Annotated in this window: 21 protein-coding genes; 7 read left to right on the top strand and 14 right to left on the bottom strand. The window is 54.2% G+C overall.

Annotation, left to right across the window (positions count from 1 at the left end):
- The first annotated feature begins 210 nt into the window (after positions 1-210).
- The 5 genes from potG to rlmC all read left to right on the top strand — a co-directional run bounded on the left by potG (position 211) and on the right by rlmC (position 4,881).
- The gene (gene potG / locus LC431_RS09980; RefSeq protein WP_013575813.1) at positions 211-1,344 is read left to right on the top strand and encodes a putrescine ABC transporter ATP-binding subunit PotG; all 1,134 of its coding nucleotides are present in this window, start codon (positions 211-213) and stop codon (positions 1,342-1,344) included.
- Between the two features lie 12 nt (positions 1,345-1,356).
- Positions 1,357-2,310 carry a putrescine ABC transporter permease PotH gene (potH, locus tag LC431_RS09985; protein ID WP_013575812.1) on the top strand — a complete coding sequence of 318 codons (954 nt, stop codon included), beginning with the start codon at positions 1,357-1,359 and terminating at the stop codon, positions 2,308-2,310.
- Positions 2,307-3,152 carry a putrescine ABC transporter permease PotI gene (gene potI, locus LC431_RS09990; protein WP_013575811.1) on the top strand — a complete coding sequence of 282 codons (846 nt, stop codon included), beginning with the start codon at positions 2,307-2,309 and terminating at the stop codon, positions 3,150-3,152. Before potH ends, potI begins: the two co-directional genes overlap by 4 nt.
- Before the next feature lie 67 nt (positions 3,153-3,219).
- Positions 3,220-3,666 (top strand): YbjO family protein, encoded by a 447-nt coding sequence (locus LC431_RS09995; RefSeq protein ID WP_013575810.1) that lies wholly within the window; start codon positions 3,220-3,222, stop codon positions 3,664-3,666.
- A gap of 84 nt (positions 3,667-3,750) precedes the next feature.
- A complete protein-coding gene (rlmC, locus tag LC431_RS10000) occupies positions 3,751-4,881 on the top strand; it encodes a 23S rRNA (uracil(747)-C(5))-methyltransferase RlmC (RefSeq protein WP_131637821.1) in 1,131 nt (376 codons plus the stop codon).
- Positions 4,882-4,886: 5 nt separating this feature from the next.
- Here the strand turns inward: rlmC and fliR are convergent, their stop codons facing one another.
- The 13 genes from fliR to fliF form a co-directional block, all read right to left on the bottom strand.
- Entirely contained in the window at positions 4,887-5,672 is a 786-nt protein-coding gene (gene fliR / locus LC431_RS10005) for a flagellar biosynthetic protein FliR (RefSeq protein WP_013575808.1), read from the bottom strand.
- A 3-nt stretch (positions 5,673-5,675) separates the two neighbouring features.
- A complete protein-coding gene (gene fliQ, locus LC431_RS10010) occupies positions 5,676-5,945 on the bottom strand; it encodes a flagellar biosynthesis protein FliQ (protein WP_013575807.1) in 270 nt (89 codons plus the stop codon).
- Positions 5,946-6,112: 167 nt separating this feature from the next.
- A complete protein-coding gene (gene fliP, locus LC431_RS10015; RefSeq protein WP_013575806.1) occupies positions 6,113-6,895 on the bottom strand; it encodes a flagellar type III secretion system pore protein FliP in 783 nt (260 codons plus the stop codon).
- A complete protein-coding gene (fliO, locus tag LC431_RS10020) occupies positions 6,892-7,329 on the bottom strand; it encodes a flagellar biosynthetic protein FliO (RefSeq protein ID WP_013575805.1) in 438 nt (145 codons plus the stop codon). The genes fliP and fliO overlap by 4 nt, the downstream gene beginning before the upstream one ends.
- Positions 7,329-7,745, bottom strand: coding sequence for a flagellar motor switch protein FliN (fliN, locus tag LC431_RS10025; protein ID WP_013575804.1), 417 nt, complete (start codon positions 7,743-7,745; stop codon positions 7,329-7,331). The genes fliO and fliN overlap by 1 nt, the downstream gene beginning before the upstream one ends.
- A complete protein-coding gene (gene fliM / locus LC431_RS10030; RefSeq protein ID WP_013575803.1) occupies positions 7,738-8,760 on the bottom strand; it encodes a flagellar motor switch protein FliM in 1,023 nt (340 codons plus the stop codon). The genes fliN and fliM overlap by 8 nt, the downstream gene beginning before the upstream one ends.
- Before the next feature lie 7 nt (positions 8,761-8,767).
- Positions 8,768-9,268 (bottom strand): flagellar basal body-associated protein FliL, encoded by a 501-nt coding sequence (gene fliL, locus LC431_RS10035; protein ID WP_013575802.1) that lies wholly within the window; start codon positions 9,266-9,268, stop codon positions 8,768-8,770.
- A 208-nt stretch (positions 9,269-9,476) separates the two neighbouring features.
- A complete protein-coding gene (locus tag LC431_RS10040; RefSeq protein ID WP_013575801.1) occupies positions 9,477-10,865 on the bottom strand; it encodes a flagellar hook-length control protein FliK in 1,389 nt (462 codons plus the stop codon).
- On the bottom strand, positions 10,862-11,308 hold the full coding sequence (fliJ, locus tag LC431_RS10045; RefSeq protein WP_013575800.1) for a flagellar export protein FliJ: 447 nt from the start codon (positions 11,306-11,308) through the stop codon (positions 10,862-10,864). The genes LC431_RS10040 and fliJ overlap by 4 nt, the downstream gene beginning before the upstream one ends.
- Before the next feature lie 21 nt (positions 11,309-11,329).
- Complete coding sequence (gene fliI, locus LC431_RS10050; protein ID WP_013575799.1) at positions 11,330-12,694, bottom strand: flagellar protein export ATPase FliI; 1,365 nt, start codon at positions 12,692-12,694, stop codon at positions 11,330-11,332.
- Positions 12,694-13,347 (bottom strand): flagellar assembly protein FliH, encoded by a 654-nt coding sequence (gene fliH / locus LC431_RS10055; protein ID WP_370447467.1) that lies wholly within the window; start codon positions 13,345-13,347, stop codon positions 12,694-12,696. Before fliH ends, fliI begins: the two co-directional genes overlap by 1 nt.
- 124 nt (positions 13,348-13,471) lie before the next feature.
- Entirely contained in the window at positions 13,472-14,464 is a 993-nt protein-coding gene (gene fliG, locus LC431_RS10060; protein WP_013575797.1) for a flagellar motor switch protein FliG, read from the bottom strand.
- Positions 14,461-16,170 carry a flagellar basal-body MS-ring/collar protein FliF gene (gene fliF, locus LC431_RS10065; RefSeq protein WP_015690044.1) on the bottom strand — a complete coding sequence of 570 codons (1,710 nt, stop codon included), beginning with the start codon at positions 16,168-16,170 and terminating at the stop codon, positions 14,461-14,463. The genes fliG and fliF overlap by 4 nt, the downstream gene beginning before the upstream one ends.
- A 282-nt stretch (positions 16,171-16,452) precedes the next feature.
- On the opposite strand from fliF, the gene fliE reads away from it, so the two are divergent.
- Positions 16,453-16,767 carry a flagellar hook-basal body complex protein FliE gene (gene fliE, locus LC431_RS10070; protein WP_013575795.1) on the top strand — a complete coding sequence of 105 codons (315 nt, stop codon included), beginning with the start codon at positions 16,453-16,455 and terminating at the stop codon, positions 16,765-16,767.
- Positions 16,768-17,622: 855 nt separating this feature from the next.
- Here fliE and LC431_RS10075 read toward each other — a convergent pair.
- Positions 17,623-17,922, bottom strand: a complete 300-nt coding sequence (locus tag LC431_RS10075) for a hypothetical protein (protein ID WP_223509748.1) — start codon at positions 17,920-17,922, stop codon at positions 17,623-17,625.
- On the opposite strand from LC431_RS10075, the gene LC431_RS10080 reads away from it, so the two are divergent.
- The gene (locus LC431_RS10080; protein WP_037034430.1) at positions 17,872-18,777 is read left to right on the top strand and encodes a bestrophin family protein; all 906 of its coding nucleotides are present in this window, start codon (positions 17,872-17,874) and stop codon (positions 18,775-18,777) included. The genes LC431_RS10075 and LC431_RS10080 overlap by 51 nt on opposite strands.
- The last annotated feature ends 75 nt before the right edge of the window (positions 18,778-18,852 follow it).

Raw genomic sequence — 18,852 nt, forward strand, 5'->3', positions numbered from 1 at the left:
GACGTGTGTCAGCTCCCGGGGACTTGCTCACTTGCCGCCTTGATGCAACCAGAATGATTTTGAGTATCGTTAATGCGGCTCCGCTTATTGATGGCGGGGCCGCTGACGTTTTGCTTCCGGCTGTATTTTGGGTATACCGATCAGGCACTTTCCCCCCTGACTGTTATGCTTATTTGAACTGCTTTATTCTGATACCGGAGATTTCTCTGAGTGAACGACGCTATCCCCCGCCCGCAGCCTAAGACCCAGAAAGGTTTCACGCCTTTGCTGGAAATCCGCAATCTGACCAAATCTTTTGATGGCCAGGCCGCCGTCGATGATGTGAGCCTGACCATTTATAAAGGCGAGATTTTCGCACTGCTCGGCGCGTCCGGCTGTGGGAAATCAACCCTGTTGCGTATGCTGGCCGGTTTTGAGCCGCCCACGCAGGGCCAAATCGTACTGGATGGCGTAGATCTTTCGCAGGTGCCGCCGTATCAGCGTCCCATCAACATGATGTTCCAGTCTTACGCCTTGTTCCCGCACATGACGGTCGAACAAAACATCGCGTTCGGCCTCAAGCAGGACAAACTGCCGTCAGCGGAAATCAAAAGCCGCGTGGCGGAAATGCTGACGCTGGTGCATATGCAGGAATTCGCCAAACGTAAGCCGCACCAGCTTTCCGGCGGTCAGCGTCAGCGTGTGGCATTAGCGCGCAGCCTGGCGAAAAGACCAAAACTGCTGCTGCTCGATGAGCCGATGGGGGCGCTGGATAAAAAGCTGCGCGACCGTATGCAACTGGAAGTGGTGGATATTCTTGAGCGCGTCGGCGCGACCTGTGTGATGGTGACACACGATCAGGAAGAGGCGATGACCATGGCGGGGCGTATCGCCATCATGAACCGCGGTAAATTCGTGCAAATCGGCGAGCCGGAAGAAATTTATGAACACCCGACCAGCCGTTTCAGCGCCGAATTTATCGGCTCCGTGAATATATTTGAAGGTGTGCTGAAAGAGCGTCTGGACGATGCGCTGCTGCTGACCTCGCCGGGGCTGAGGCATCCGCTGAAAGTCGATCCGGATGTGTCTGTGGTTGACGGCGTGCCGGTGTATGTTGCGCTGCGTCCGGAAAAAATCATGTTGTGTGAAGACGTGCCGCAGGATGGCTGCAACTTCGCGGTCGGAGAGGTGGTCAATATCGCCTATCTTGGCGACCTGTCGATTTATCACGTCAGGCTGCACAGCGGGCAGATGATTACGGCGCAGTTGCAGAACGGTCACCGTTTCCGCAAAGGTATGCCAACCTGGGGCGACGAAGTGCGCCTGTGCTGGGAAGCCGACAGCTGTGTCGTGCTGACTGTTTAAAGGGGGATGAAAATGTCTGTAATCTCCGAAACCCCGGCCAGCAAACCTCCGGGCGGATTTAAAGCCTTCACCGGTCGTCTGCAACAGCGGCATGGCCGCAAGCTGGTGATCCTGCTGCCGCTGGTCTGGTTCCTGCTGCTGTTTTTACTGCCATTTCTGATTGTTTTCAAAATCAGTTTTGCTGAAATGGCGCGGGCCATTCCGCCGTATACCGATCTGGTTACCTGGTCAGACGGCATGCTGGATATTGCACTCAACATCGCCAACTACATCGGCCTGACCCAGGATCCGCTGTATATCGATGCGTATTTGCAATCGCTGCAAGTGGCAGCGATTTCCACGCTGCTTTGCCTGCTGATTGGGTATCCGCTGGCGTGGGCGGTGGCACACAGCCGCACCTCGACGCGCAACATCCTGCTGTTGCTGGTGATCCTGCCATCATGGACGTCATTCCTGATCCGCGTTTATGCCTGGATGGGCATTCTTAAAGACAACGGTGTACTGAATAACGTACTGATCTGGCTGCATGTTATCGACCAGCCTCTGGTGATTTTGCACACCAATCTGGCCGTGTATATCGGCATCGTGTATTCGTATCTGCCGTTTATGGTGTTGCCGATTTACACCGCGCTGACCCGCATGGATTACTCACTGGTGGAAGCGGCGCAGGATCTCGGTGCGCGTCCGATGAAAACCTTTTTCAAAGTGATTATGCCGCTGACCAAAGGCGGGATTATTGCCGGTTCAATGCTGGTCTTTATCCCGGCGGTGGGGGAGTACGTGATACCGGAACTGCTCGGCGGGCCGGACAGTAATATGATTGGCCGTGTCCTGTGGCAGGAATTCTTCAATAATCGCGACTGGCCGGTAGCCTCGGCGGTGGCAGTGGTCATGTTGTTGCTGCTGATCATGCCTATCCTGTGGTTCCAGAAATACCAAAACAAAGAGCTGGGAGATAAAGAATGAATCAGTTACCGGTTGTCCGTTCGCCGTGGCGAATTCTTATTCTGGTGCTCGGCTTTACGTTTTTGTACGCCCCGATGCTGATGCTGGTTATTTACTCATTCAACAGCTCGAAGCTGGTAACGGTCTGGGCTGGCTGGTCTACCCGCTGGTATACTCAGCTTTTCCATGATTCGGCGATGATCAATGCTGTCGGCATGAGCCTGTCGATCGCCACCGCTGCCGCCACCATGGCAGTGGTGGTCGGTACACTGGCCGCCGTGGTGATGGTGCGTTTCAGGCGTTTTCGCGGTTCAACCGGTTTTGCGTTTATGCTGACTGCGCCGCTGGTCATGCCTGATGTCATCACCGGTCTGGCGTTGTTGTTGCTGTTTGTGGCGATGGGGCACACTTTTGGCTGGCCGGCTGAACGTGGCATGTTCACTATCTGGCTGGCGCACGTGACGTTTTGTAGTGCGTATGTCGCGGTCGTGGTCTCGGCGCGTTTGCGTGAACTGGACCGTTCCATCGAAGAAGCGGCAATGGATTTAGGCGCACCGCCACTGAAAGTGTTCTTTATTATTACGCTGCCGATGATCTTGCCAGCGCTGATTTCGGGCTGGTTGCTGGCGTTTACGCTGTCGCTCGACGATCTGGTGATCGCCAGTTTCGTCGCCGGGCCGGGCGCGACCACGTTACCGATGCTGGTTTTTGCCAGCGTGCGTATGGGTGTCAACCCTGAAATCAACGCACTGGCGACGCTGATCCTGCTGGTGGTGGGCATCATCGGCATGATTGCCTGGTGGTTTATGTCGCGTGCCGAGAAACAACGGCGCAAAGAAATTCAGCGCGCTCAACGTGCTTAAATTTTAAGATAATTTTCAGGGCGGATGTATTCCGCCCTGAACGTAAATGGAGAGCCCAAACGGATTTATGAAACTGGCATTTATCCCTGTTCCCGTCATGATCGGTGCGTCGGCGATTGTCGCGACGCGCTTGCTCGAATTCATATTATTGTTTGATGCTATGGGCTTTTCAGGGCTGATGAGCTTTATTGAAGTCAGTGCAGAGTCCTGGCTGAACTGTTTCATCATGCTGGCCAGTTTGCTGATTGTGTTGACCGAATGCCGTGCCGCGTACGCTATGATGCGTGGCCGCCGCTGGGGGCGCCGGGCATTCATCGGTTGTCAGGTGATCGTGGTCGGTTACATGCTGCTGGCGTCATTTGACTGGTTCGGCCCGCGTATCTTTCGCTTTAACGTCGAAACACAGGGCGAATTTCTCTATGCGCTGCTGATGCAAAAAATTCCCGATATGCTGGTGCTGCTACTGTTGTATGTGCCTGCCAGCAGCCGCAGATACTTTTCCCGTCGCAAATAGCCTCGATGTAAGTGAGTCTTTCCCGCCGCGCAGTGATAAACTGCGCGCCAGTTTTTTACTGCATCTGATGACCGGAAATTTTTCATGCATTGCGCACTTTACACCGCCGGAACCTGCCGTTCCTGCCAGTGGCTCGACAAACCTTATTTACAACAGTTAGCCGACAAGCAGCGGGATCTCAGCGATTTGCTGTCAGATTTGCCGGTGGCTGAATGGTGTGAACCGGTCACCGGCCCGGAAAGTGCGTTTCGTAATAAAGCCAAAATGGTGGTCAGCGGCAGCGTGGAACGCCCTTTACTTGGGATGTTGCACCGCGACGGCACGCCGGTCGATTTGTGTGAGTGCCCGTTGTATCCGGCCAGTTTCCCGGCGGTATTTTCAGTTCTCAAAATCTTTATTGCCCGCGCGGGCCTGACCCCATACAACGTTGCGCGCAAACGCGGCGAGCTGAAATTCCTGTTACTGACTGAAAGCCAGAAAGATGGCGGCATGATGCTGCGCTTTGTGTTGCGTTCAGACGCCAAACTGGCGCAACTGCGTGCGGCACTGCCGTGGCTGCAACAGCAGTTGCCACAGTTGAAAGTGATTTCCGCCAACATCCAGCCGGTGCATATGGCGATCCTCGAAGGTGACACTGAAATTCCACTGACGGATGTTCAGCGGCTGGAAGAAGATTTTAACCATGTCCCCCTGTTTATCCGCCCGCAAAGCTTCTTCCAGACCAATCCTGTGGTGGCTGAAAAGCTTTACGCCACGGCGCGTGACTGGGTGAGGGGGCGAGGGGATATCCGAAGTATGTGGGATCTGTTCTGTGGCGTGGGCGGCTTTGGTCTGCATTGTGCAACGCCGCAGATGAAACTGACCGGTATCGAAATCAGCGCGGAAGCCATTGCCTGTGCGAAAGAATCGGCGGTGCGTCTGGGGCTGCAAAACGTTGAGTTTCAGGCGCTCGATTCCACCGGTTTTGCGACCGGCAAAGGCGAGGTGCCGGATCTGGTGCTGGTGAATCCGCCACGTCGCGGCATCGGCAAAGCGTTGTGCGAATATCTCAGCCACATGGCGCCGGACACGATTCTCTATTCAAGCTGTAACGCCCAAACTATGGCGCAGGATCTGGCGTTACTGCCGGACTATCACATTCTGCGTGTCCGGCTTTTCGACATGTTCCCGCATACCGCGCATTACGAAGTGATGGCGCTGCTGGTGCGGCGTTAAGCCATTCAGTCAGCCGCCAGCTGATTCATGATCAACACAATCTTATCCAGAATTTCACTGAACAGATGCTCGCTGAACGGGGCGAGCATCGGCATCATCAGGCTGATCGCCAGAATCCCAATGCTGAGGGTCAGCGGGAAACCGATGACGAAAACGGAAAGCTGTGGCGTCACGCGGTTTAACAGACCCAGCGCCATGTTGAGCGTCAGCAGCAATGTCACGATTGGCAGAGCCAGCATCATCCCGCCGCTGAATACAATGCTGCCCGCTTTGGCGACGGCCATAAAACCTTCGGCATTCACCGGATTATGGCTGATGGGCAGGGTATGAAAACTGTCGGCCAGCAGGGAAATCAGCCACAGATGCGCGTTGAAACTCAGGAACAACAACACCGCCAGCAGATTTAAAAACTGTGCCAGCAGCGGGGTATTGAGACGGTTGCTCGGATCATAAAACGTCGCAAAGGAAATCCCCATCTGCAAACCCATAATTTCACCGGCCATACGGATGGCGGCAAAGGCCAGTTGCATGGTGATACCCAGCGCGGTGCCAATCATAATCTGCTGCATCGCCAGCCACAGTGCAGGCGTGGAGAAGATCGGCGTGTCCACCGGCGGCAGGGAAGGCGCAATCAGGAAGGTAATCATCATCCCAAGACCGAGTTTCACGCGGTTTGGCACTGACTTTTCACTGGTGATCGGCGCGGTGCTGATCAGCGCCAGAATTCGCAGCAGGGGCCAGAAATACATGCTCAGCCATCCGGCTAACTGGGTGCTGTCGAAGGAAACCATAGATTACCCGATGATGTACGGCAGGTTGGTAAACAACGTGCGCATGTAATCGAGCAGCAGATTCAGCATCCACGGCCCGGCGATCACGATAGTCGCCACAACGGCCAGAATTTTAGGAATGAAGGACAGCGTTTGTTCGTTGATTTGTGTCGCCGCCTGCAACAGGCTGACGATAAGCCCGGTCACCAGCGCGGCCAGCAACAAAGGCGCAGCAACGGCCAGCGCCACTTTCATTGCCTCGTTACCCAGTGCCATTACCGATTCAGGAGTCATAAGATTCTCGTAAAAGAAGACGGGCGACTCCCTCCCCTGCGAAGGGGAGGGTTGGGGTGGGGTATGAATAGCAGCTCAGAATTTCAAGTTGCCTGTAAAACCCCCTCCCGGCCTCCCCCTTCGCAGGGGGAGGAGCAAAAAACGCCCAACAATTTTAGCGTTTTGAATTAACTGTAAAAACTCTGCGCCAGCGATCCGAGCAGCAGTTGCCAGCCATCGACCAGCACAAACAACATCAGCTTGAACGGCAGTGAGATGGTGGCGGGTGGCACCATCATCATCCCCAGCGCCATCAGTACGCTGGCGACCACCAGATCGATAATCATGAACGGTATGAATACGGTGAAGCCAATCTGGAAAGCGGTTTTCAGTTCGCTGGTGACGTAAGCCGGTAACAAAATACGCATCGGCACGGCTTCCGGGCCTGCAAGAGGCGGGATATTGGCCAGACGCGCATACAAAGCCAGATCGCTTTCGCGGGTCTGGCGCAGCATAAACTGGCGTAACGGCTGAGCGCCTTTGTCCATTGCTTCCTGCATGGTGATCTTGTTTTCGCTGAAGGGCTGATAAGCATCGCTGTAAATTTTGTCGAATACCGGTGCCATCACGAAGAAGGTCAGAAACAGGCCAAGGCCGAGCAGCACCTGGTTTGGCGGCGCGGAAGGTGTACCCAGTGCATTTCGCAGTAAACCCAGCACGATAATGATGCGGGTAAAACTGGTACACATCAGCAGCATCGCAGGTAACAGGGTCAGTGTGGTGATAAACACCAGCGTCTGGATCGGCAGCGACCAGTTTTGTGTCCCGTTAGACATCTGCTGGCTGATGATCCCCGGTAACTGTGCAAAAGCTGCCGGGCTGGCAAGCAATAGCAGCGGCAGACACAGGTGAGTGACCAGGCGAACAGGGCGCTGACGGGCAGCGGTAAGGGCGGATTTCAACAAGGTCATGCCTGCTTTCCCGGACGTTTCAACATTTTCTGCATCAGCTGACGGAAATCAGCGGGTGGGTGATTGGGATTGCCTGAGTCTGGCGTCTGTTCAACCGGAGGCGCGCTCAGCGTATGCAGCGGGGTGATGTTTTGCGCCGTTACGCCCAGCACCAGCCAGGTATTGTCGACCTCTACGATCACTACTTTTTCACTGCGACCGACCTGTACACTGGCGGTCACTTTCAGCAGTTTGTTATTTTTAGACTGTGGCGCGAAACCTGCACGCTTAACCACCCAGCCGATAAACAGGATCAGTAGCAGGATGCCGCCGAGTACAGTACTGACTTGTGTCAGCACCGAACTGGCAGGCATCGCCTGAGGTGATGCCTGGGTGGTAGCGTGATTGACCGGGCCGGAAATGTACGGAGAATCCGTCGCGGCATTCTGGCTCATCAGCGGCTCAGGCGACGCATACGTTCGGACGGGGTGATGATGTCAGTGATACGCACACCGTATTTATCGGCGACCACCACCACTTCACCCTGAGCAATCAGATAACCGTTGATCAGGATATCCAGCGGTTCACCGGCCAGACCGTCGAGCGACACCACGGAACCCTGCGACAGACGCAGCAGTTCTTTGATGGTCATTTTGGTGCGACCTAATTCCACGGTCAGTTTCACCGGAATATCGAGGATCATGTCGATATCTTGCAAACTGCCTGTTCCGTCCTGGGCACCCAGCGCGGCGAAAACACCGTCAGTTGACGCTTTCGCGCCGCCCGCAGACTGTTGTTCGTTAAACGCATCAGCCCATAAATCGTCAACGTTATCCGATCCGGCGTCAGACGGTTTATTGGTGTCACTCATGGGGCTGTTCCTCATCTAGAGAATTTAAAATTGGGTTGATCAAATGTTCAACGCGCAGGGCGTATTGTTCGTTTAAGGTGCCATATTGGCTGGTCAGCACAGGCACGCCATCGACGTGAGCGATCAGGCGGTCCGGCTTCTCAATCGGCAGTACATCGCCCGGTTTCAGTTTCAGGATCTGCGACAGGCGCAGCGGGATTTCGACGAAATTCGCCACCAGTTCGAGCTCAGACTGCTGAACCTGATGCACCAGGTTTTCACGCCACTGACTTTCTTCATTACGTGAGTTTTCGACCGGCGGATTGGTCAGTAACTCGCGTAAAGGTTCGATCATGCTGAACGGAATACAGATGTTGAAATCACCGCTCAGCGCACCGATTTCCACATGGAACGGCGTGGTCACCACGATGTCGTTCGGGGAAGAGGTGATGTTAGTGAATTTGATCTGCAATTCGGCACGCACATATTCAACGCTGAGCTTGTAAACGCCGCTCCAGGCATCTTCGTAGGCATCCAGTGCCAGCCTGAGCATGCGCTTAATCACGCGCTGTTCGGTGTGGGTAAATTCGCGGCCCTCCACTTTGGTCGGGAAACGACCATCGCCCCCGAACAGGTTATCCACTGCGATAAACACCAGGCTCGGTGCGAACACAAACAGCGCCGTGCCGCGCAGAGGTTTCAGGTGGATAAGGTTCAGGTTGGTGGGCACCGGTAAGTTGCGTGCGAAATCGTGGTAGGGCTGGATTTTGATCGCCCCTACGGTGATGTCCGGGCTACGGCGCAAGAGGTTGAACAGCCCCATACGGAAATGACGGGCAAAACGCTCGTTAATGATTTCCAGAGCCTGCAACCGCTCACGCACAACGCGACGCTGCGTCGTAGGGTCAAAAGGTTTTACACCGTCATCAGACGCGGCAGTCTTTGCTGCAGCCGCAGTGTTGCTTGCATTATCACTGTCACTGTCACCATTGAGCAGCGCGTCGATCTCGGCCTGTGAAAGTATGCTGTCGCCCATAATTTGTTTATCGCAGTATGAAAGCAGTGAAAAGCACGTCGTTGATCACCTGAGGAGGCTGACCTTTGACCAGTGGCGCGTCCAGAACCTGTTTGATGTCCTGAACCAGCTGTTGTTTACCCGCTTCGCTGGCTAACTCCGTCGACTTCTGACGGGAGAGCAGCAACAGCAGGCGGCTGCGAACTTCAGGCAGGTATTCATTAAGCGTAGCGCGATTTTTTTCGTCCGGCAGACGCAGGGTCAGCCCGACATACAGCACGCGGTCAGGATCGTTATCCGCCGTTTGCAGGTTAACGGTGAAGGTATCCAGTGCCAGGAAAATCGGTGCCGCAGGCGGTTCGTTCTTTTTCACTTCAGTCGTCTGTGTTCCATTTCCGGATTGTTGCTTGTGCAACATCCACCAGGCGTAACCGGCCGCACCACAGGCTCCGATGGCAATCAGTAACAGCAGAATCATCATTAACGGCCGCTTTTTTTTACGCGACGCCGAGAGAGCAGAGTCAGACATGGATGAGGCGATTTCCTGTAAGTATGAGCCGTCTGGCGCGAGAAGCACCACACTGCTGAGTCAATTCTGAAAACGATTATCCCGCTTATCCCGTTGTTCAATAGTCAGAATAGGCGGGGTAAATAAGGTCAGCTCTGCCGTTTGAATTAAGGACGAACTGACCGTCAGCAATTATCTGAAACAATTCTGCGAACTTTTACGCAAATTCCTACGCAAAAATGTCCACGCTGTTGTTGCCGCTGACCCGTGAAGCGAGGGAGGCCGGAACCGGCAAGGCATCGCTGGCAGAGGGAGTGCTGCCGGAGCTGAACGCTGCCCAACTGGCGGCATTACCTTGCTGCGAACCGGACTGACTTTGCTGCTGGGCTTGCTGCCACTGCGAACTGTCACTGCCGACGCTGCTCTGACCCAGGCTGATGCCGTTGTCTGCCAGCGCGGTTTTAAGCTCCGGCATGGCGGCTTCAATTGCCGAGCGCACGCCGCTGTGACCGGACACAAAGTGGAGCTGTGCCTGATTGTTTTCAATTTTCATGCTGATCTGGATAGAGCCCAGATCAGCCGGATGCAGACGAAGTTCCGCGGTCTGTTGCCCCTGACGGTTGAACATCATCACCTGCTGACCCAGCTGTTGCTGCCATTCCGGTGTACCGAGCTGTGCATTAAGCAGCGGCGTTGTTGGCGCGGTCACGGCGCTGGTCATGGTTGGCGTGCTGGAAACCGGCGCGGAAGAGACGGCAACGGCGGCGGTGTTGAGCTGATTCAGTGCCTGCGTGCCGTTATCGGCAGCGCGGCTGTCATTTTGCTGCAGGGCCGCGGCATTGCCGGCTGCTGCGCTCATTGACGCCAGCGCGCTGCTAAAATCAGGTGTGTTGCTGGTGGCCGCTTTACTGCTGGCGGCATGTTGTGCGGAGCCCGACGCGGTATTGCCTGAGGCGGCTGCCGCTGCTTTCGGATCGGTGTCCGTTACTGCGGCGGTTTTGCCATCAGCCGTCAGTAAGGAAGAGGCGGTCAGACCGGCGAGCAGTGAACTCTGCTTATCGGTTGTGGTGGGCTCACTGCTGACGGTTTGCGTGGCGACGGTGGTGGCGGTTTGAATCTGCTGAGCCGGTTGCTGCTGCGCCGCAAGTTGCGCGAGCAATGACTGAACAGAAAGGTCAGCACCGGCGTCAGTGCTGTCTTTATCTTTATCGCTCAGGGCGGCATCTTTGACCGGGACGGAGCCCGTGCCTTTCAGATTGCCGGTCGGCAATATCTGAATCGCGGCGATCATTTTGCTCAGATCACTTTCATCCAGCATCAGGCTGCCGTCTTCTTCACCAGAAGTCACTGCCTGCGTCAGGGTTGTTTTATCGACGACCACCCCTTTGGCAGAGATTTGCTGGCCGAGTTTGGCTAACGTACTGGTGATTTTCGGATCCACTTTTTCGCCGAGCTGGGCTTCAAGCTGGCTGGCGAAATCCGCCGGGCTGGTAGCGCCCGGCTCGGAGATCGCACTGACGTCCGTTGCCGGTGACGTACTGACAGAGGAACTGCCGGTCGCCGCGCTCGCGGTGGTCTTCGCCGTGGTAACGGCTGCAGGCAAAATATTCAGATTCATGGTTGTTTCTTCCTGTGTGCGCTGCGCTGGGCGAACTCATCGTTCTGCTTTTGATCAATCTTATTTTCCAGAGAACGTTGCTGCTCACTGGCGCGGGTTTGCAACGTCTGGTACGCATTGAGCCGTTGCTGCTTGTCCTGCCACTGGTTAACCGCCATATTCAGCCGCTGATCCCATTGTTGTAGCTGTTTGCGGTGCTGCTCAATCGCCACTTCCAGTGTGCCGATAAACTGTTGGTAGTTTTGCCAGGTATTCGCGGCAATCCCGTCGGTCATGGTGGAATTGAGTTTTTCCCGGTATTCACGCTGATAATTGAGCAGCATGGTGAGCTGCTCGTCAGCCTGACGTTGCGATTGTCGGATTTGGCCCAAATGACTGGTCGCCTGATCCAGCGCTTTTTGCGCCAGCGAGCAAAGTGTGATTAACGGCGATGAACTTTCCATTTATGCCTCGCTTATCTTGGTTTAGCCCGGGAACAACATGTTCAGTTCCAGACAGGCGTCTTCATATGTGCTGCGTTCCATGATGTCCTGTTGCAGGAAGTTCTCCATCTGCGGATACAGCTTGATAGCGCGATCGAGCATCGGATCGCTGCCTGCGGCGTATGCACCGACGCTGATCAGGTCACGGTTGCGCTGGTAGCTGGACAACAATTGTTTGAAATTACGAACGCGCCCGTACTGGGCGTCGTCAATAAGCGAGGTCATGGCACGGCTGATCGACGCTTCAATATCGATTGCCGGATAATGGCCGGATTCCGCCAGACGGCGCGACAGCACCACATGGCCGTCAAGAATGGCGCGGGCGGAGTCAGCAATCGGATCCTGCTGGTCATCCCCTTCGGTCAGTACGGTATAAAACGCGGTAATCGAGCCGCCGCCGCTGATGCCGTTACCCGCGCGTTCAACCAGCGCAGGCAGTTTTGCAAACACGGAAGGCGGATAGCCTTTGGTGGCCGGTGGTTCGCCGATCGCCAGGGCGATTTCACGCTGAGCCATGGCATAACGGGTCAGGGAATCCATAATCAGCAATACGTGCTGACCGCGGTCGCGGAAGTCTTCGGCGATACGCGTGGCGTAAGCGGCACCCTGCATACGTAAAAGAGGAGAGACGTCAGCCGGTGCTGCGATAACCACAGAACGGGCACGACCTTCGTCGCCCAAAATGTTCTCGATAAAGTCTTTGACTTCACGGCCACGTTCACCAATCAGTCCGACCACGATCACGTCGGCTTTGGTGTAGCGCGCCATCATGCCGAGCAGGACGGATTTCCCGACACCTGAACCGGCGAAAAGCCCCATACGCTGTCCGCGACCCACGGTCAGCAGGGCGTTAATGGCGCGGACGCCGACATCCAGCACATCGGTGATCGGTGTACGTTGCAGCGGGTTAAACGGCGGCGTGATAAGCGCCGCGCGATAGCCGGTGTCCGGCGGCGGTAATCCATCCAGTGGCTTGGCGCTGCCATCTAACACACGGCCGAGCAATTGCGTACCGAGCGGCAGTTGTTTACCTGCGGTCTGGCCGTCGGCGGCAATACGGGCATACACCCGCGCGCCCGGCAAAATACCTTCCACTTCTTCCAGTGGCATCAGGAACAGGCTCTGACCGTTAAAGCCGACCACTTCGCTTTCGACTTCCTGTACGACCGGCCCGTCATGGCGCTCAATCAGGCAGGTCGCACCCAGCGGTAACTGCAAACCGGTGGCTTCCAGTACCAGACCTGTTGCCCGCGTCAGACGGCCATAACGACGGACTGACGGCGTGCGCGCCATGCGTTTTTCCGCGTCATCCAGCGTTTTCAGCAAACGGCTCAGTCGGGCGGTCATCAGAGATCTCCCGGTGCGGCGAGACGGCACAGTTCATGCCAGCGGGTGGCCAGCGAAGCGTCCATATCGCCATCTTCGGCACTGACTTTACAGCCGCCGCTGTGGATCTGGCTGTCGGCCAGCAGTCGCCAGCCGTTCATGCTCAGGCTGGCTCCCAGTTGCAGTTCCACACGCTCGAAATCTGCCGGGTTAACGCGCAGTTGCGGTTTGCCCTTGAACATCGGTTCCTGCTGGATAAGTTGTTGGATCTGATTAAGCAGGGCGGAACCGTCACAAATCGGCGCCTGACCAATAATCTGTTTGGCGGCAGTCAGCGCCATTTGCATCAGACGGGAAGCAATGACGCTGTCCAGCGCATCCAGTGTTTGCTGGAAGTCAGAAACCATATGCTGCCAGTGTTCAGTCAGAACCGCCTGCTGTTGCTGACCTTCCTGCAAACCCTGCTGCTGCCCGGCTTCCAGACCTTGCTGGAAACCGGCGGCGTAACCTTGTTTCTGTCCGGCTTCAAGACCCTGCTGGAAACCCTGTTGTTCGGCGTGACGCTGAAGATTGAGCAATTCATTCTGGTCTACCTGAACTTTTGGCAGACCGTCGTCTTGCTCTGGTTCGCCGCCGGCCAGCAAAGGTTCATCGGGCGTGGTAAAGACGGGCATTCTGAGGTCGCCCGGTCTCCACCGCTGCCATGGCAAAGCATTGATGCGCTCAGCATGACGTTCTTCCGCCGTTTTCTTTTCCGGTGCCGGTTTGTCAGACTCTGGTGAGTCAGTATTAGGAGCATCAGACATAAGAATCCTCGCCGCCGCCAACCATCATTTCGCCGGACTCTGCCAGGCGGCGAACCGTCTGCAGAATTGCTTTTTGTTCGTTCTCGACCAGAGACATACGCATCGGTCCGCGGTTTGCCAGATCGTCGCGCAGGATATCTGCTGCACGTTGCGACATGTTGCGCAGGAATTTGTCGCGCAATGGCTGTTCCGCCCCTTTCAGTGCAACCAGTAACGATTCGCCTTCGACTTCCTGCAACAGGCGCTGGATACTGCGGTCGTCCACATCCACCAGGTTTTCGAACAGGAACATCTCGTCGATAATTTTCTGCGCCAGTTCGCCGTCGTAACCGCGAACGGCTTCGATAACCGCCTCTTCCTGCTGAGTTTTCATCAGGTTGATAATTTCTGCCGCAGTACGAACACCGCCCATCTTCGAACGTTTGAGGTTCTGGCCGTCGAGCAGGTTGTTCAGCACTTCGGTCAGTTCCGCCAGCGCCGCTGGCTGGACACCGCCGAAGGTCGCGATACGCAGCATGACGTCGTTGCGCAAACGCTCGTCGAACAGCGCCAGAATATCGGCAGCCTGACCACGTTTGAGGTGAACGAGGATGGTGGCGATAATCTGCGGATGTTCGTCGCGGATAAGATCGGCTGCCATCAGCGGTTCCATGAAGTTCAGTGTTTCCATGCCGCTGGTGGTTTCGCGCGATTCCAGAATGTCTTCCAGCAGGCTTGACGCACGCTCCTCGCCCAGCGCTTTGGTCAGTACCGCACGCAGATATTCGCTGGTATTGACGCTCAGTGCGGCGTACTGCTCGGATTCGTCCTCGAACTCGTTCAGCACTTCCGCCAGCTGCTTGTTAGAAATTTGATGGATATTCGCCATCGCGCCACTGATTTGCTGCACTTCGCGAGGGGAGAGGTGTTTGAACACCTCCACCGCGCGGTCTTCACCCAGCGTGATCATCAAAATGGCGCTTTTTTCGGTTCCGGTCATAGTCATGGTTGTTCGGTACTCATCCATTGGCGGATAACCAGGGCGACGATACGAGGATCCTTATCGGCCAGCTCCTGCACACGTTGGGTCTGAACTTCAACACTGACACGCTGTTGTGAACGTTTACGTTTTTCCAGCTCGTCATTGCTGAGTTTGACCGGTTTACTGCCTTCAGGCTGTGGCATGGTGGCGGCAAGCGCGGCTGCGGCTGCGGCATCTTTCTCTGCCTGCTGTTTGCGCAGCATCGGACGAACCATCTTGCGCCACAACAGCCAGGCCACAATCAGCACCAGTAACCAGCGACCTGCATTGAGTAACTGATCGAAGAACGCCTGTTGTTTCCAGAACGGCAGCTCGCCGGAATCGTCAGCCGCTTCGTTGAACGGTGTATTCACCACGTTCAGCGTATCGCCACGTTCCTGAGAGAAGCCCATCGCTTCGCGTACCAGATCATCAATTTTCTTCAACTGATCGTCAGTCAGCGGCTTCGCTTTGCCATCTGGCCCGACCTGGTAGTTAACGACAACCGCCGCAGACAGACGCTGCACGGCGCCAGCGCTGTGCTGGGTATGCGTGATGGTGCGGTCAACTTCATAGTTGGTGGTTTCATCACGACGACGGTTAGACGGCACATTGGCATTCGCGGTGGTGGCTGCATTTTGCGCATTATTGCCGGTCTGATTTTGTGTGCCATTTGCATTGTTTGCCGCTGGCGGGGTCGTCACCGGTGCCGTTGCTGCCGGAGCAGGCTGGTTGCTCAGTGCACCCGGCACGCCGCCGACCGATGACGCGCCAATCTGGTCGCTGGTGCTTAGCTGACGCGACCGCACAGCCGCTTTATCGGCTGAACCATTTGGCTGATAGTTTTCATCTGTCTGTTCACGGCTGGCGTAATCAATCTGCGCGGTGATTTGCGCATGCACGTTACCGTTGCCGACCACCGGTTGCAGAATGGACTCGATACGACGTTGCAGACGGCCTTCCACTTCATTGGCATATTTCAGCTGGGAAGCATTCAGGTCGCGCCCGTTATTATCAGATTGCGTCAGCAGATGGCCGCTCTGATCCACCACGGTAACGTTCGCAGGCGGTAAGCCGGAAACACTGCTCGACACCATATAAACGATGGCGTTGATCTGGCCGTCATCCAGCGCACGCCCCGGCTGTAAATTCAGGGTCACAGAGGCGGAAGGATTTTTTTGTTCGCGGACAAATAAGGAAGGCTTAGGAATGGCTAAATGGACACGGGCGCTGCTGACCGGGCCCAGCGTTTCGATGGTACGTGAGAGCTCACCTTCCAGCGCGCGCTGATAGTTGATCTGCTCGCTAAACTGGCTGATGCCGAATTTTTCCTGATCCATTAATTCAAAACCAACCGCGCCGCCTTTAGGTAAACCGGCAGCCGCCAGTTTCAGACGCGTTTCATACACTTTGTCGGCAGGGATCAGCAACGCACCGCCGTTATCAGAAAACTGATAAGGAATGTTCATTTGGGTCAGCTGAGTGACGATGGCGCCGCCATCCTGGTCACCGAGATTACTGAAGAGCACCTTATAAGTAGGCTGCTTAGCCCACAGCATCATGACAACAACAATAGCCACGGCTGCCGCAGCAGCGATGGCGATAGGAACTTTTGGGTTGGCGCGCAGGCGATTAAGCAACGCAGTAAAACCGCTTGGAGGGGTTTCTGCGCCGGCTATTGCGGAACTCATACAAGCTCCCTATTTAGCTGTTGAATGGTGGTGTTCATGTTGTCTCTTAACAAAACAGACTCCCAAGTGCGCAATCGTTGAAGCGTGACATTTTTCAGTCCTCCATACAGGCAGGCCTATTTTCTAGGTGAGCCATTATTTGCCGCTTAACGCAAAGTTAATGGCCCGATAAGCCATGGTTTTTAGGTTCAATTACCGCGTTTAGGAAAAAACTGATGTGATAGGGTGTCATTCCATGAAAGAAGCCATTTGTTCACCGACACCCCGATAACCGGAGAAAGCATGTCAATTCAAGGCATTGAGAGCGTTTTACAGCAGATGCAGGCCACGGCTATCCAGGCCGGTGCCGCACCAAAGACCGATACCGCATCAGAGGCCGGTTTTGCCAGCGAATTAAAAGCGGCATTAGGTAAGATCAGCGAGACCCAGAACAACGCAAAACTGGAATCTGAAAAGCTGGAGATGGGTGTTCCCGGTGTCAGTCTGAACGACGTGATGGTCGATCTGCAAAAATCCTCGATTTCATTGCAGCTTGGGGTCCAGGTAAGAAATAAACTGGTAGCAGCGTATCAGGATGTGATGAACATGTCGGTGTAGGGGAGAATCTGGCGGATAAAGCGGGTGCAGGGGGTGAGCAAAAAGTTTGCCCTGTTATCACCTCCATTGAACACAATGAAAATATTATTTTCTAACTGATTAATTTGTATTAATAACTGCTAATTATTTCTTCTTCCTATTTCACTTAATAAATAACATCAGAAACACATCCGTTTTTTACGTTTAAGGCGTACTTTTACCGTTGTTATTCGCATGAAAGCTTTTAATTAGCTTGTTAATCATCATGCGAGTTATTTCACCCGGGTTTTTACAATCTGACACCATTGTTTTTAATTTGTATTAAGTTTGGCGTTCGGATATTTATTGTCCGGTAATTCTTATGAAGCCTGTAGATCCATGCGCAGGCAGGGGAAAATGATTAATAATCATTATCAGCATCCTTCGCGGCTGACCGGAGTATCAGCCAGATCAACAACCCGATGACCGCCAGAACGATGAGTACAATAAAAAGAATTTTCATCAGTACACCATGCTTAAATTTTCCGCCATGCTCTCTCAGATTGACATAAATTGACAATCTATTTCGGCGTGAAGTAAGCGTAATTATTGCTTCAAAACGTTACGTTATAAAAAGTTTAATTTAAGAGATGAAAAAGACAATGAAATTAACCCCGCCATGATTGAAAATGACCGGACGGGATGCCGCCCGGCGGGGTTGTGAATCATTCAATAATCGTTTCGGATATCATTTATTGATGAGCTGATAAAGAACCATGCGGCAATACCTGTGATCATCGCAATACTTAACATTATGTTCATGGCTCCAGTCCTTCACGTCAGTAGGGTGAGTTGCATCTTTACGGAGCATCTGATCGAATTGTTACAGGAAGTCAGTTATGGGGGAATTTTGGCCACTTTATTTACTTTCCTCCTGTTACTATTATCGACCTTAACGGGCAGTAACTTGAGGTTGCAGAGGGAATAAATCAGCGTTGTGAATGGGATAACCGGCGAGTTGTAACGGAGAACTGTAAGTTTCAGAAAAAATGTTACCGGTGTCACAAAATTGTCCTTTGCATGGGCAGGTTTATTTGCCAGAATCGCAAAAAAAAACGGTTCACCTGCATAAAGCACCTGCACAAAATGATAATCCGTCCCCCTCGTCACTGGTTCTTGCGTTTGTTCGCCTGGCATGGTTCTGTCCTGCCCAGTATTCTGTTCCGTCTGAGTCTCAATTTACTGATGTCACTTGCCGCCATTCTCACTCTTCCCTGGTATGAGACCCTTGGCGTGAAACTCACACTCGCGCCTTTCAGCCTGCTCGGTGTCTCTATTGCGATCTTCCTCGGCTTTCGTAACAGCGTCGCGTACGCACGTTATATTGAGGCGCGGCAATTATGGGGTGGTTTGCTGATTGCCTGCCGGACATTACAAAGTCAGGTGATGGCTGTGTGTCCGGGAGAGGCGCAGCGCGTGACTGCGTTGCTGCTGGCGTTCTGTTTCAGCCTCAAGCACCAGTTGCGTCACAGTGATCCGCGTCCGGATCTTCAGCGTTTGCTGGGTGACGATGCGGAAGATATTCTGTCGCGCCGTGCGCCGACAAATATGGTTCAGCTGCGGTTGTCACAATGGCTGGCTGAACGACGCCGCAGCGGTGAACTGTCGGATATTGTCTATACCCATATGGATTCCACGCTGTTACAGCTTTCACAAGTGGTCGGTGGGTGTGAACGCATCGTTAGCATGCCGATTCCGTTTGCGTACGGTCTGTTGCTGCACAGGACGGTATATCTGTTCTGTAGTTTGTTGCCGTTTGCACTGGTGGTGGATTTGCACTACATGACGTTGCTGGTGTCAGGTTTTATTTCTTATAGTTTTTTGTCGCTTGATACGCTGGCGGAAGAGCTGGAAATGCCTTTTGGTCTGGCCAATAACCATCTACCGCTGGATGCTATGTGCACCAACGTAGAGATTAACCTGCGTGAGATGAACAACCAGACGCAACTGCCGGATACCCCGATGCCGGATCCGCGCTTCCGTCTGACGTAGAGGTGATCGTGCGCACGAATTGGCTAATTATTAATCAGTGCAATGGCAAAATTCTTAATGTTCATGAAGCTGTCA

This window comes from Rahnella sp. GSA61A (assembly GCF_019969905.1).
Lineage (GTDB): Bacteria > Pseudomonadota > Gammaproteobacteria > Enterobacterales > Enterobacteriaceae > Rahnella > Rahnella aceris.

Bases quoted from the DNA above. Each gene is read 5' to 3' on its own strand.
- fliJ (WP_013575800.1), bottom strand. From the start codon at position 11,308: ATGGAAAGTTCATCGCCGTTAATCACACTTTGCTCGCTGGCGCAAAAA.
- fliF (WP_015690044.1), bottom strand. From the start codon at position 16,170: ATGAGTTCCGCAATAGCCGGCGCAGAAACCCCTCCAAGCGGTTTTACT.
- LC431_RS10080 (WP_037034430.1), top strand. From the start codon at position 17,872: ATGATAATCCGTCCCCCTCGTCACTGGTTCTTGCGTTTGTTCGCCTGG.
- rlmC (WP_131637821.1), top strand. From the start codon at position 3,751: ATGCATTGCGCACTTTACACCGCCGGAACCTGCCGTTCCTGCCAGTGG.
- LC431_RS10040 (WP_013575801.1), bottom strand. From the start codon at position 10,865: ATGAATCTGAATATTTTGCCTGCAGCCGTTACCACGGCGAAGACCACC.
- fliQ (WP_013575807.1), bottom strand. From the start codon at position 5,945: ATGACTCCTGAATCGGTAATGGCACTGGGTAACGAGGCAATGAAAGTG.
- fliM (WP_013575803.1), bottom strand. From the start codon at position 8,760: ATGGGCGACAGCATACTTTCACAGGCCGAGATCGACGCGCTGCTCAAT.
- fliI (WP_013575799.1), bottom strand. From the start codon at position 12,694: ATGACCGCCCGACTGAGCCGTTTGCTGAAAACGCTGGATGACGCGGAA.
- fliO (WP_013575805.1), bottom strand. From the start codon at position 7,329: ATGAGCCAGAATGCCGCGACGGATTCTCCGTACATTTCCGGCCCGGTC.
- fliR (WP_013575808.1), bottom strand. From the start codon at position 5,672: ATGGTTTCCTTCGACAGCACCCAGTTAGCCGGATGGCTGAGCATGTAT.
- fliP (WP_013575806.1), bottom strand. From the start codon at position 6,895: ATGACCTTGTTGAAATCCGCCCTTACCGCTGCCCGTCAGCGCCCTGTT.
- LC431_RS09995 (WP_013575810.1), top strand. From the start codon at position 3,220: ATGAAACTGGCATTTATCCCTGTTCCCGTCATGATCGGTGCGTCGGCG.
- potH (WP_013575812.1), top strand. From the start codon at position 1,357: ATGTCTGTAATCTCCGAAACCCCGGCCAGCAAACCTCCGGGCGGATTT.
- fliE (WP_013575795.1), top strand. From the start codon at position 16,453: ATGTCAATTCAAGGCATTGAGAGCGTTTTACAGCAGATGCAGGCCACG.
- potI (WP_013575811.1), top strand. From the start codon at position 2,307: ATGAATCAGTTACCGGTTGTCCGTTCGCCGTGGCGAATTCTTATTCTG.
- fliN (WP_013575804.1), bottom strand. From the start codon at position 7,745: ATGAGTGACACCAATAAACCGTCTGACGCCGGATCGGATAACGTTGAC.
- fliH (WP_370447467.1), bottom strand. From the start codon at position 13,347: ATGCCCGTCTTTACCACGCCCGATGAACCTTTGCTGGCCGGCGGCGAA.
- LC431_RS10075 (WP_223509748.1), bottom strand. From the start codon at position 17,922: ATGCCAGGCGAACAAACGCAAGAACCAGTGACGAGGGGGACGGATTAT.
- fliG (WP_013575797.1), bottom strand. From the start codon at position 14,464: ATGACTATGACCGGAACCGAAAAAAGCGCCATTTTGATGATCACGCTG.
- fliL (WP_013575802.1), bottom strand. From the start codon at position 9,268: ATGTCTGACTCTGCTCTCTCGGCGTCGCGTAAAAAAAAGCGGCCGTTA.